The organism is Phytohabitans kaempferiae, assembly GCF_042433955.1.
In the GTDB taxonomy this organism is placed as follows: domain Bacteria; phylum Actinomycetota; class Actinomycetes; order Mycobacteriales; family Micromonosporaceae; genus Phytohabitans; species Phytohabitans kaempferiae.
The window spans coordinates 61,705-74,214 of the sequence record NZ_JBHLUH010000073.1 but is presented as its reverse complement, the minus strand read 5'-3'; the positions used below and the strand labels follow the sequence as shown (position 1 = coordinate 74,214).

At 72.0% G+C, this 12,510-nt stretch carries 9 protein-coding genes; all 9 read left to right on the top strand.

Translation table 11 applies throughout. The features are described 5' to 3' along the window. The first annotated feature begins 289 nt into the window (after nucleotides 1-289). The 9 genes from ACFFIA_RS33485 (at nucleotide 290) to ACFFIA_RS33445 (ending at nucleotide 12,477) form a co-directional block, all read left to right on the top strand. The gene (locus ACFFIA_RS33485; RefSeq protein WP_377258821.1) at nucleotides 290-1,009 is read left to right on the top strand and encodes a hypothetical protein; all 720 of its coding nucleotides are present in this window, start codon (nucleotides 290-292) and stop codon (nucleotides 1,007-1,009) included. Between the two features lie 304 nt (nucleotides 1,010-1,313). Beyond that, complete coding sequence (locus ACFFIA_RS33480) at nucleotides 1,314-1,760, top strand: hypothetical protein (protein WP_377258818.1); 447 nt, start codon at nucleotides 1,314-1,316, stop codon at nucleotides 1,758-1,760. After that, nucleotides 1,760-2,818, top strand: coding sequence for a phosphate ABC transporter permease subunit PstC (gene pstC, locus ACFFIA_RS33475; protein WP_377258815.1), 1,059 nt, complete (start codon nucleotides 1,760-1,762; stop codon nucleotides 2,816-2,818). Before ACFFIA_RS33480 ends, pstC begins: the two co-directional genes overlap by 1 nt. A gap of 4 nt (nucleotides 2,819-2,822) precedes the next feature. Next, a complete protein-coding gene (gene pstA, locus ACFFIA_RS33470) occupies nucleotides 2,823-4,064 on the top strand; it encodes a phosphate ABC transporter permease PstA (protein ID WP_377258812.1) in 1,242 nt (413 codons plus the stop codon). After that, entirely contained in the window at nucleotides 4,061-5,770 is a 1,710-nt protein-coding gene (locus ACFFIA_RS33465) for a phosphate ABC transporter substrate-binding protein PstS (protein ID WP_377258809.1), read from the top strand. The genes pstA and ACFFIA_RS33465 overlap by 4 nt, the downstream gene beginning before the upstream one ends. Next, nucleotides 5,767-8,352 carry a hypothetical protein gene (locus ACFFIA_RS33460; protein ID WP_377258806.1) on the top strand — a complete coding sequence of 862 codons (2,586 nt, stop codon included), beginning with the start codon at nucleotides 5,767-5,769 and terminating at the stop codon, nucleotides 8,350-8,352. The genes ACFFIA_RS33465 and ACFFIA_RS33460 overlap by 4 nt, the downstream gene beginning before the upstream one ends. Before the next feature lie 236 nt (nucleotides 8,353-8,588). Then, nucleotides 8,589-9,785, top strand: a complete 1,197-nt coding sequence (locus ACFFIA_RS33455; RefSeq protein WP_377258803.1) for a hypothetical protein — start codon at nucleotides 8,589-8,591, stop codon at nucleotides 9,783-9,785. An 86-nt stretch (nucleotides 9,786-9,871) separates the two neighbouring features. Further along, nucleotides 9,872-11,518 (top strand): Ig-like domain repeat protein, encoded by a 1,647-nt coding sequence (locus ACFFIA_RS33450; protein WP_377258800.1) that lies wholly within the window; start codon nucleotides 9,872-9,874, stop codon nucleotides 11,516-11,518. Beyond that, nucleotides 11,515-12,477 carry a sortase gene (locus tag ACFFIA_RS33445; protein ID WP_377258798.1) on the top strand — a complete coding sequence of 321 codons (963 nt, stop codon included), beginning with the start codon at nucleotides 11,515-11,517 and terminating at the stop codon, nucleotides 12,475-12,477. Before ACFFIA_RS33450 ends, ACFFIA_RS33445 begins: the two co-directional genes overlap by 4 nt. Nucleotides 12,478-12,510: the final 33 nt, after the last annotated feature.

The window sequence follows — 12,510 nt, the reverse complement described above, 5'->3', positions numbered from 1 at the left end:
GAAGAGGAGGGTGAAGACCGGGATCGCCTTGATTTTCCCGGGCAGCTCGCCGTGGTACGTACGGAACGCGGGGAGCGTGCGCCCGACCGTCCGTCCGCCGTCCGTCAGCAGCACCACCGAGGTGAACCGGCCGGGCCGATGGTGGGCGCGGCGGGAGGCGCCGACAGTTGACGGCCGGTGAATTCACGGTGAATGGATCGTCGGGCCCGCTGACCGAGTTCACCTGCTGTGTGTCCGGCGCGCGGCTGGCATTGACACGGCTGTCGCGCGGGCTGAATAGACCCTGCGTGTGATCCGAGTCCGCACCAGCCTCGCCGCCCTGTCCGCCGCCGCGCTCACCGCCCTCGCCGTGGTCGCCTTTCCGGTGCCGGCCTCGGCGGCGCCGCTCGGCACCGTACAGCTCTCGCAGAGCGAGGGGACGGTCGATCAGACACCGATCTTCGGTACGGCCTCGGCGTCCCGGCCGTGCCCCAGCGGGTACGGCAGCGACGCGCTGGTGCGGGTCGGGCCGCCCGGTGGGCCGTACGCCAACGTCGCCCGGCCGCTGACCGACGGCGGGTACGACGCGAAGGCGGTCTTGGCCAAGCCCAACCGCTCGTTCGCCGCCGCGCTCGGTGGTGCGCCGGCCAGCGGCGAATGGTGGGTCGTGGTGGAGTGTTTCAGCCTGACGCAGGGGCAGCATCCGGAGCGGTTCGTCACCCCGCTCACCGTGACCGGCCGGGACTGGAAGGTGGGCCAGCCGGCCGGCGGCGCCTCGCTCGAATCGCCACCGCCGCCGCGGGCCATCGTGCCGACCACCGGTCCGACGGCGACGGGCGCGCCCGCGACCAGTGGCGCGCCGGCGGCTCCCACGACAGCCGGACCCTCGCCGGCCGATCCGCGGCTTGCCGGAAACGACCGATCCGGCGCCGCCTCGCCGCTGGTGAGCGTGCTGTGGGTCGGTGGCGTGGTCATCGTGGTGGGGATCGTCGGCGCGATCGCGTTGCTGACCCGGCGCCGCCCGCGCTGACGGATCCGGTCCGGCCGAGGGCCATCGACAGTGGCCCGGCCGTAGCCGATCGACAGAATCTTGGTTGTCGATGAAAGAAACCGTCGAAACCATGACGAAGCAGTTCCCGGCCATGCATTCGTCCGCTCGCTCTATCCGAACGGTGGATACGCCCTTACCCTCTGTTCACCTCTTGCATGTCCGGCGTGAGTCTTCGGGCGCGCACGCGGACATCGTCCCTACCGAGGCTGATCCCACCGACCGGGCGAGTTGGGGTGCGCGGTCGGATGTGCGCATCGCGATGCGCAGGTCGGAAGGGACCAAGGTGCAGCACTCACGATTCGTGTTTCTTGCCGCGCCGATGCCCGAGTCGAAGGACTGGGACGGGGCCGACGGCATCCTCTGGATGCTGGTCTCGCCCAACAACCGTCCACTTGGACGCGGCACCACGTACCACGAGACATACAGCTCCTGTCGCCAGTCGGTCCTTGACCTCCAAGCCAACTGCGACCGCGTCAAGCCCGTCGAATCCACGGTCGAGCTCACCGGACAGTGGACCTGGCGGATAGATCTCGACGGCGAGCCCGTCGCCGTGTCGAGCCGCTCCTACCTCCGGGCCCGGGAGTGCTCGTACAACCTGGAACGCTTCCTGGAGGCGGTGCCGAAGGCCGAGGTGGTCGCCGGCACGCGGAGCGTACGCCGCGGCCGCCGCCACGCGAGTGTGGCGGAAAGCCCGTCCCGGTCGAGCCGAGAGCTGCGGAACGCGGGCTGATGACGGTCACGGCAACAGATCCGCCCGCGACGACCGTACCGTCCACTCCGGACGGTCCTGCGGACGCGCCGCGCCGGATCCGCCTGCGGCGGCCCCCGAGCGACCGGCTCTTCCGGGGCATCGCGCGGACCGGTGGCACGGTGGTGCTCGCCATCATGCTGCTGGTCGGCATCTTCCTGACCCGCGACGCGCTGCCGGCCTGGCGGGCGGCGGGCTTCGGCTTTCTCACCACTCAGGCGTGGGACCCGCAGGGCGGCAACTTCGGTGTGGCCGGCGTGCTGGTCGGCACGCTGCTCATCGGCACGGTGGCGATCTGCGTCGCGGTGCCGCTCGCGGTCGGCTCGGCGCTCTACATCTCGGAGTACGCGCCGGCCCGGCTCAAGCCGCTGCTCGTCAACCTGGTCGACCTCATGGCCGCGGTGCCGAGCGTGGTGTACGGCATCTGGGGCCTGTTCCTGTTGCAGCCGCAGCTTCTGGTGGTGGGCGAGCGGGGTGAAGGGCTGCCGCGCTGGCTCACCACGTACTTCGGCTGGATCCCACTGTTCCAAGTGGACGATTACGACCCGCGCGACCCGCTGGCGAGCCCGACGTCGCTGACCGCTTCCACGTTCGTCGCCGGGCTCGTGGTGTCCATGATGGTCGCTCCCATCATCGCCTCGATCATGCGGGAGGTCTTCTCGCAGGCGCCCCTCGGCGAGCGGGAGGGCGCGTACGCGCTGGGCGCCACCAAGTGGGGGATGATCCGCGCGGTGGTGCTTCCGTTCGGGCGCGGCGGCATGATCGGCGGCACCATGCTCGGTCTCGGCCGGGCGCTCGGCGAGACGATCGGCGTCTTCCTGGTCATCTCGATGGTCTTCGTGATCCAGCCGCACATCCTCCAGAACGGCGGCGGCTCGATCTCGGCACTGATCGCGCTCCGGTACGCGGAGGACATCGGCGTGGGCTTCGCCGCGCTGATGGCGGCCGGGCTCGTGCTCTTCGCGGTGACGCTCGTCGTCAACTTCGGCGCCGGAATCATCATCAGTCGCAGCCGGTCGGGCGCGGCGAGCGAGGTGTAGGAAAATGACCACCACGCTTCCCCGTACGCCGGCCGAGCCCGTGACGCCCGAGGTGCGGCGGGCCACCACCACCGCGCGGCGCACCGACTTCCTCGCCCTCCTGGGGGCGGCCTTCTCCGCGGTGAGCCTCGCCGCGGTGGTCTTCACGCAGCTCGCCCCCTTCGACGGCGCGCTCGGCTTCGTTGTCGTGTCCTATGTGGCCTTCCTCGGCATCTACGCGCTGCTGGTCTCGCTGGACGAGTCCGGCCCGGCCGTACGCGATCGGCTGGCCGGCGTGGTGGTGCACAGCCTCGCGTTCCTGATGCTGGTGGCGCTCGTGGTGGTGGTCGCCTTCACGTTCTGGCGCGGCCGGGAGGCGCTCTCCCACGGCAACTTCTACTACGAGGACATGAGCCTGGCCGGACCGCTCCAGCCACTCGACATCGGCGGCATCCGGCACGCGATGATCGGCACGCTGGAACAGATCGGCATCGCGCTCGCCATCACCGTGCCACTCGGCATCATCGCCGCCGTCTTCCTCAGCGAGCTGCCCGGGGCGTTCAGCCGCTTCGTACGCACGATCGTCGAGGCGATGACCGCGCTGCCGTCGATCGTGGCGGGGCTGTTCGTGTATGGCACGGTCATCCTCACGCTCGGCGTACCGCTCTCCGGGTTCGCGGCGGCGCTGGCGATCAGCGTGATGATGCTGCCGATCATCATCCGCGCCGCGGACGTGGTGATCCGGCTGGTGCCCGGCTCGCTGCGGGAGGCGTCGCTGGCGCTCGGCGCCTCGCAGTGGCGGACGATCTGGCACGTCGTGCTCCCCACCGCCCGGTCGGGCATCACCACCGCGATCATCCTGGGCACCGCGCGGGGCATCGGCGAGACGTCCCCGGTGCTGCTGACCGCCGGCTTCACCGCGATCACCAACGTCGACCCGCGGGTCAACCCCCAGGTGTCCCTTCCGCTCGCCACGTTCGACCTGGTCCGCCGGCCGGACGCGAACATGATCGCCCGCGGCTTCGGCGCCGCCGCGGTGCTGATGATCCTGGTCCTGCTGCTGTTCGTCCTGGCCCGGCTGATCGGCGGTCGCGTGCCCGGGCAGCTCAGCCGGGGCCAGCGCCGCCGCCGCACGCGCGCCTCCCGCCGGGACGCGCGGCGGTTCGCCGACCGCGACCGGGCCCGCCGCGCGTACGCCGACCAACCGACAGCCGCCGACCAACCGACAGCCGGGGATCAACCGACAGCAGGGGAACTGAGCACATGACCAGAGAGTGGACCAGCGTGACCCGCCGCCTGGCCCGTGCCGCCACCGCCATGCTCGCGGTGCTGCTGGTGGTCTCCATCGCCCCGCCCGAGGCGGCCTCGGCGGCGCCGCGACGCGTACCGATCAACGGTGCCGGCTCGACGTGGAGCGCCAACGCCATCGACAACTGGCGGCGCAACATCCAGCAGCGCGGCGTCGTCGTCAGCTACGCCTCCTCCGGCTCGACCGACGGGCGCAACCGCTACCGCCAGGGGACCGTCGACTTCGGCGTCTCGGAGATCCCGTACGAGATGAGCGACCGCTTCGCCGGCACCGACCCGGCCCCGTCGCGCACGTACGCGTACATGCCGATCGTCGCCGGCGGCACCTCGTTCATGTACAACCTGCGGATCGGCGGGCGCCGGGTCACCAACCTGCGCCTCTCCGGCGAGGTGATCGCGAAGATCTTCACCGGCGTGATCAAGCGGTGGAACGACCCGGCGATCCGGGCCGACAACCCCGGGCTCAACCTGCCGGCCCGCTCGATCGTGCCGGTGGTACGGCAGGACGGCTCGGGCACCAGCGCGCAGTTCACGCTCTGGATGAGCAAGGAGTACCCCGCGATCTGGAACGCGTACTGCGCCAAGTTCGACAAGCCGTCCCCGTGCGGGCTCACCTCGCAGTACCCGTACCGGGCGAACGAGGGCTTCATCGGGCAGAGCGGCTCGACCGGCGTGGCCGGGTACGTCTCGCAGGGCAACGCCGAGGGCGCCATCACCTACGTCGAGTACTCGTACGCCATCAACGCCCGCTTCCCCGTGGTCAAGGTGCTCAACCGCGCCGGGTACTACACCGAGCCGACCGCGTCCAATGTGGCCGTCGCACTGACGAGGGCGCGCATCAACGAGGACCGCGACAGCCGGCAGTTTCTGACCCAGATCCTCGACGACGTGTACCGGTTCAACGACCCGCGGACGTATCCGCTGTCGTCGTACTCGTACATGATCATCCCGGTCGACCGGATCGACGTGCAGTCCATGTCCGAGGACAAGGGGTACACGCTCGGCCTGTTCGCCTACTACTTCCTCTGTGAGGGCCAACAGCAGGCCGACGTGCTCGGCTACTCGCCACTGCCGAGAAACCTCGTGGAGGCGGGCATACAGCAGATCCACCGCGTGCCGGGCGCGGAGAAGCGGAACATCGACGTGGCCGGCTGCAACAACCCCACGTTCGACCGCAACGGCCGCAACACGCTGCTCGCCAACGCGCCGCAGCCCTCGCAGTGCGACCGGCAGGGGACGCGGCAGAACACCGCCGGCACCGGCGGGGCGCGCGAGCAGACCCCGGTGCTGGCGGCCGCCCAGTGCAGCGGCGGTGGCGGCAACAACAACAGCGGCGGAAACAACAACAACGGCGGCGGCGACAACATCAACGGGGGCGGCAACAACACCGCCGGGCCGAGCCCGACCGGCTCGGCCGGACCGGGCGGCGCCACCACCGGCCCGATCGACCCGGACACCGGCCTGCCCGTGGGCTCCGACGGCACCGGCGCTGGCGACGGCGGGCAGGTGGCGGCCGAGCCGGTGTCGCTGGAGGGCGAGGGCGGCTGGCGGCTGCGGCACACCGTCATGGCGCTCGTCGCGGTACTCCTCATCGGACTGATCCTCGGACCGCCGCTGCTGGCCACCGCGCTGCGCGGGCGCCGCGAGCCTGGGGGCCGGGCGTGAACCGGCGGCAGATCGCCGGCGCCCTGGTCGCCCTGATCGCGGCGAGCCTGCTCTTCGCCGTCGAGCCGGCCGCCGGCCCGGCGGCCGGCGCCCCCGAGGGCGGCGGCACCGGCTCCTCGTCCGTCACTACGCACGGCACCAAGCAGGGCTTCGAGGACTTCACCGGCCTCGCCGTCACCGTCTCCAAGACCCGGGACCTCTCCAACGAGGCGATCGTCGTCTCCTGGACCGGTGCCCGTCCCACGCCCCGCCGGATGCTCGGCGTCGACTACCTGCAACTCATGCAGTGCTGGGGCGACCCGGCGGCGGCGAACTTCCGGGAGACCTGCCAGTTCGGCATGGACCTGGACCGGCCGTTCCTGCCCGGCGGCGCGGTCTCCGTCGACGCGGTGAACTCCGGCCGCCGGGCGCTGATCACGACACCGCCCGATCCGGACTACCCGGTGCCCGACCCCCAGGAGCCGCTCGAGGGCGCGCGGATGGTGCCCTTCCTGTCGGTGACCGGGGAGCGGTCCAAGGACGGCAGCCCGGCCCAGCCGTACGGCCGGATCGAACTCTCTGGCGGCACCAGCCGCGAGGAGACCGACGTCGACGTCATGGGCCGGTACGCCGCCAAGGAGACCACCAACGAGTACCCGTACGCGCTGACCGGCGGCGACGGCACCGGGCGCGTGGTCTTCGAGGTGCAGAACGACCAGTTCGCGCCCCACCTGGGCTGCGGTGCGGCGGTAGCCACGCCGACCGGTACCGGCCCCCGGCCGTGCTCGCTGGTGATCGTGCCGCGCGGCTTCCACCATCCGTACACCGGCGCGGACGTCAGCGGCACCTCGGCCATCCACGGCTCGCCGTTCGCGCCCGCGGTGTGGCAGCACCGGATCGTCGTACCCCTGGAGTTCAACCCGGTCGAGGGGAGCTGCCCGCTGGACCGGTCGGAGCGGCGCACCGCCGGCACAGAGGTCATCGCGGAGGCGATCACCTCGTGGCAGCCGGCCATCTGCTCCGGCGAGGGGCCGGTGATCGGTTACTCGGCGATCGGCGACTTCGAGGCCACGTTTCAGGTCACCAACCCCGCGGAGAACGCGCCCGGCCTGGTCTACAGCCCGGAACCGGTCACCGCCACCTCGCCGGCGTACCTGCACGCGCCGGTCGCGGTCAGCGGCACGGTCGTCGCGCTCAACATCGACTACAACATCATCGACCCGCAGCACGTCAGCGGCGAACCGACCCCGGAGGAGATCGAACGGCTGCGGGCGCTGGCGGTGAGCGGCCTCAAGCTGACCCCGCGGCTGATGGCCAAGCTGCTGACCCAGAGCTACCGCCGGGACGCGATGGGCCCGGTGGGGCAGGCCGGACGGGCGAACCCGGCCAGCATCCGCGTGGACAACGAGTTCCTGACCCTCAACCCCGAGTTCCGCTACTGGCCGCGCGAGGAGGCCGCGACGCTGGACGGCCTGATGGTGACCGTCGGCAGCTCGACCGCCGCGCGTGACCTCTGGCGGTGGATCCTCGCCGACCCCGAGGCCAAGGCGTGGCTCGACGGTACGCCCGACGAGGACGGCATGGTGGTCAACGAGAACTACCGAGGCGTCTTCACGCCCACACCGGAGACCTTCCCGAAGGCGGATCCGCGCTGCGTCGCCAACCTCGGCGGGGACGGCGTCGAGTACCAGCTCTGCGGCCTCGAACGGTTTCCGTACATGGGCACGATGGCCGAGGCGGCGTTGCAGACCCTGCGGGCCAACGCGAAGGTGAAGGAGACGCTGCTGCGGCCGCAGCCGGGCGAGGTCGCCCCGTGGCTTGACGACCCGCAGTACCGGTACCTGGAGCTGCCTCGCAAGACGCCGGGAGCCCGGTTCGCCATGTCTGTGACGGACTCCTCGGCGGCCGCCCGGTACGGCCTCTACGCGGCCCAGCTCTGCAAGCCGAAGCGGGATACCAGCGGGGCGCTGGTGATGCCGGACGACTGCCGTAGTCCGAGCACGGCGGCGATGTCGGCGGCCCTGGCGACCGCGTCGGCGAGCGGGGTCGAGGGCGTCGACGTGATCGACCCGGCCAAGGCGTGGGCGGCGCCCGGCGCGTACCCGCTGACCACCATCACGTACGCGATCGGCGACACCAGCGATCCGGCCGACGCCCGCCGCGACTACGCCCGGCTGCTGCGGTACGCCGCCGGTCCCGGCCAGGCACCGGGGCAGGCGGACGGCCAACTGCCCGACGGATACCTGCCGCTGCCGGCGGCCATGCGCGAGCGGACGCTGGACACCGCCGACCGGCTGGAGCGGTGGGTCACGCCGACCACACCGACGCCGAGCGAGGGCAACGGGAACGGCAACGGCGGCCCGACGACACCGGCTCCGTCGGCGACCTCCGCCGGTGTACCCGACCCGGGGGCCACTCCCTCGGCGTCCGGCCCGGCCGCTCCACCCACTCCGCAGCCATCCGCCACACCGGCCGCACAGTCCACAATCGGCAGTCCACTGGGGATCATCCGGTACATCCTGATCGCCGCGCTCGTCATGGGCCTGCTCGGTGGCGTGGCCGGACCGGTGCTCCAGGCGCTCGCGCGCGGTGGCCGGAAATGACCGTCCGGTGGGGGCGAGGAGAACTCGCCAGTTCTCGTTCATCCGGCCTACGTGTTGGCGAGAGACACACGCGCGAAACGTTTGTCTGGCATCGGTTTCGGCGGCCAGAGCGCCGACGCGACGATGGCTGCGGCTCGTCTGGCATGGAGGCGAGCCGGAGTGTCTTGCCCGGCGGGCCTGGGTCATCGGCGCAGCCCGCGAGCCAGACCTCTGAGTCCCGCAGAAAGGGAGCACACATGAAGGTCAAGACCATCGGCAGGGCGGTGGCGGTGAGCTTCAGCGCCGTCATCGCCGTGGCCGTGGCGGCCACTCCGGCCATCGCCGACCCCGTGCCGGCCAACGACTACCGCCAATTGGCGGGCGCCGGCTCCGACACGACCCAGGATCTCATGAACGGCCTCGGCGCGACGGTCGGTGGCGGCGACGTCATCGCGTCGTGGGACGCCCGGCCCCCGGCCGGCGGCACCACGACCGTCAAGACCAAGGCGAACGGTTGCCAGTTCGTCCGTCCCAATGGCTCGGGCCAGGGCCGGCAGGCGCTGCGCGCGTCGGAGGGGGAGAACCTGGGCGGCTCGCACGGCGGCGCCGGCTTCTGGAACGGCGTGAACATCAGCGGTTGCGTCGACTTCGCCCGGTCGTCCAGCTACGGCGGCGGCAGCACGCCGTCGGACACCGGCAACTACACGTACATCCCGGCCGGTGTCGACGCGGTGACCCTCGCCGTGCACCAGGGCGGCGACCTGCCGTTCAACCTGTCCTTCGCCCAGATCCAGCGGGTCTACAAGTGCTTCGACACCAGGATCGCGGGCAACCCGGTGGTGCCGCGGATGATCCAGACCGGCTCCGGCACCTGGGAGTTCTGGATCCAGCCGGCGCGCATGGCGATCACCGAGAACGAGATCAACTTCGGTGACTACCCCTGCCTGGCGGTGGACAACGACAACAACCCGGCGACCCCGGCCGTACCGGTGCACCCGCGCATCCAGGAGCACGACGGTACGGTGCTCACCGGCAACCTGACCCACGTCATCCCGTTCTCGATCGGGCAGTTCGTCGCGCAGACCAACAGCGCCGTCATCGAGGCCAACGTGCCCAATGTGGAGGTCGTCGACCGCCGCGGCCCGGCGCACATCGTGGGCATGAGCACCACGCAGCAGGCCACCACGCAGCCGGTCGTAAGCGGCGTGCTGAACGTCAACTTCCCGGTGCCGTTCCGGCGCGACGTGTACAACGTGGTGCCCACGGCAGACCTGACCAACCCGCTGATCCAGAGCACGTTCGTGGGTACCGGCTCGGCCGCGTGCAGCCAGACCGTGACGATCGGCGGCCAGCAGCGCCGCGTGGTGGAACTGTTCGGCTTCGGCTACCGGGCGACGTTCAACAACCCGCTCGAGGCCAACTGCGGCTACACCAACCTGCGCTTCAACAGCTGAACCAGTGACAACCAGGTCCGGGCGGCCCGCGTGGCCGTCCGGACCGCTGGCCGTCCGGAACCGACCCAGATGGAGGAATCGACGATATGAGCGGGCAACGGCGTCGCTCCTGGCTCGCGCTGGCCTTGGCGGCCCTCCTGTCCAGCGGCATCCTGGCGGCCGGTGTGCTCGTCGGTTCGGCCACGCCGGCACTGGCCGCGTCCCTCGGCACGGTCACCCTGACCGAGCAGGGCGGAGCAGTCGACGACAACCCGATGTTCACATCCGCCACCTCGGCGGCGGCCTGCCCGGCCACCTACGGCGAGAACGCCGGGCTGCGGGTCGGCCGCCCCGGTGGCGCGTACCAGAACCTCGGCCGCCCGCTCGGTGGCGGCGGCTTTGACCAGGCGCCGGTGACGATCGAGGCGAACCGGTCGCTGACCACCGCCCTCGGCGCCGCGCCCACCGACGGCGTGTACCTGATCATCATCGAGTGCTTCAGCCTCACCGCGGGCCGGCACGTCGACGAGTTCCAGCTCGAGATCGTGGTCTGTGGTACGACCTGGCAGGTCGGCACCAGTTGCGGCACCGCGCAGGAGACGCGGACCACGCTGACCGCCGAGCCGGGCGGCTCGATCGCGCCGGAGACGCCGGTCACGCTGACCGCCACGGTGACGCCGGCGGCCGCGGGCAGCGTGCTCTTCCGCCGTACGGCCGGCGGCGTGACCGAGGACCTCGGCGAGCCCGTGCCGGTCGGCGCGGACGGGACGGCGGCCCTGCCCGGCGTGATCCTGCCGCTGGTGAGCACGCAGATCACGTACGCGCTGACCGCACGCTTCACGCCCAGCGACCCGGCGGCCTTCCTCGCGTCCACATCGGACCCGGTCGAGGTCACGGTCTTCACCGGCGGCAAGCCCACGACCACCACGCTGTCGGCGGACCCGGCCTCGCCGGCGCCGACCGGCTCGGCGATCACTCTCGCGGCGACCGTGGCGGCCACGGGCGAGGAGCAGCCGCCGGCCGGCGCGGTGACGTTTCGCCAGCGGCCCGAGGCGGGCGCGGCGTGGACCGACATCGCGACCGTACCGCTGGCCGCCGGCGCCGCGCGGACCGAGGTCACCGGCCTCGCCGACGGGCGGTACGACTTCGAGGCGCGGTTCGTGCCGGACGACCCGGAGGCGTACGGGGAGTCGAGCGACGGGCTGGGCGGCTACCAGGTCGGCGCCGCGCCCAGCGGTCCGCGGGAGACCACCACGACCCTGGCGGTGACCCCGGAGTCGCCACAGGTGGAAGGGGCCGAGCTGACGCTGGCCGCGACGGTCGCGCCGTCGGCCGCCACCGGCACCGTGACGTTTCGCCTCGGCACGGCGCAGATCGGCGACCCGGTGACCGTCGCCAGCGGCACCGCCATCCTCATCCTCGTCGCCGACGTGGTCGGCACGTACGCGCTGACCGCGGTCTTCACGCCCGCCGACGCCACCGCCTACACCTCGTCCACGTCCAACACGGTCACCGTCGAGATCACCGCGGAGGACGGCGACGGCGATGGTGACGGCGATGGCGATGGAAACGGCGACGGTGACGCAGACGGGAACGGGGGCGGTGGGGGCTCGCTGGCCAGCACCGGCGCGCCGCTCGTCGCCATCGGGGCCTCCGGGCTCGCGCTGATCGGCCTCGGCGCCGGCGCGATGCTGGTGACCCGCCGCCGCAAGCCGGAGCCCGAGCCGGTCGCCTGGCCGGACGAGCGGGAATGACCGTCACGATCGAGCGCCCGTCGCCGGCCGCGAGCCCGCCTCGCGAGCCGGCGGCGCCGCCACCGCCGCCCGCGTCTCCGGCGGTCCGCGCCGCGCTACAGGTACCAGGGATCGCGCTGAGCATCCTCGCCGCGGTGGCGCTGGGCTTCGTGGTGCACCTGACGCTGCTCTCCCAGTTGCAGTACGCGCGCAACCAGCAGACCGCGTTCGCGGACTTCCGCGCCGAGCTGGCCCGCGGCACCGCCCCGGTCGGCCAGACCACAGTGGAGTACGAGGACGGCGCCGAACAAGGCCGCGAGAGCGTCGTCGGCCCCGGGACGCCGGTGGCGGTGCTCCGGATTCCCGCCGTGGGGCTGAGCACGGTCGTTTTCGAGGGCTCCAGCGGCGACGTGCTGCGGCAGGGTCCGGGGCACCGGCGCGACAGCGTCCTACCTGGACAGCCCGGCACGTCTGTCGTGATGGGACGGCGGGCGGCGTACGGCGGCCCGTTCCGCGACCTGGACCTGCTGTTGCCCGGCGACGCCGTCATCGTGACCACCGGGCAGGGCGAGCACACGTACCGGGTCGTCGGGCTGCGCCGCCCGGGCGAGCCGGCCCCGCCCCCGCTGGATGCCGGCAAGGGGCGGCTCACGCTGGTGACCGCCGACGGCAGCCTCTACGTACCCCGTGACGTGCTGCGCGTCGACGCGGAGCTGGTCACCGAGGCGAAGCCGGCGCCGGCCCGCCGGTTCGGGGCCGCGTCGCTGCCTCCGGCCGACGCCGCGATGGCGACCGACGCGGGCGCGTGGACCCCGCTCCTGCTCTGGAGCCAGGGCCTGCTGCTCGCCACGCTCGGGGTCACCTACCTGAGGGCCCGGTGGGGCGGCTGGCAGGCGTGGATCGTCGGCGCGCCGGTGATCCTCGCCCTCGGGCTCGCCATCGCCGACCAGGCCGCCCGGCTGCTGCCCAACCTCCTCTAGGGCCGGTCTGATGGATCTTCGCAGGGCTGCGGC

Coding starts and splice junctions, on each gene's coding strand:
- pstC (WP_377258815.1), top strand. CDS start 1,760: ATGACGGTCACGGCAACAGATCCGCCCGCGACGACCGTACCGTCCACT.
- pstA (WP_377258812.1), top strand. CDS start 2,823: ATGACCACCACGCTTCCCCGTACGCCGGCCGAGCCCGTGACGCCCGAG.
- ACFFIA_RS33465 (WP_377258809.1), top strand. CDS start 4,061: ATGACCAGAGAGTGGACCAGCGTGACCCGCCGCCTGGCCCGTGCCGCC.
- ACFFIA_RS33455 (WP_377258803.1), top strand. CDS start 8,589: ATGAAGGTCAAGACCATCGGCAGGGCGGTGGCGGTGAGCTTCAGCGCC.
- ACFFIA_RS33450 (WP_377258800.1), top strand. CDS start 9,872: ATGAGCGGGCAACGGCGTCGCTCCTGGCTCGCGCTGGCCTTGGCGGCC.
- ACFFIA_RS33445 (WP_377258798.1), top strand. CDS start 11,515: ATGACCGTCACGATCGAGCGCCCGTCGCCGGCCGCGAGCCCGCCTCGC.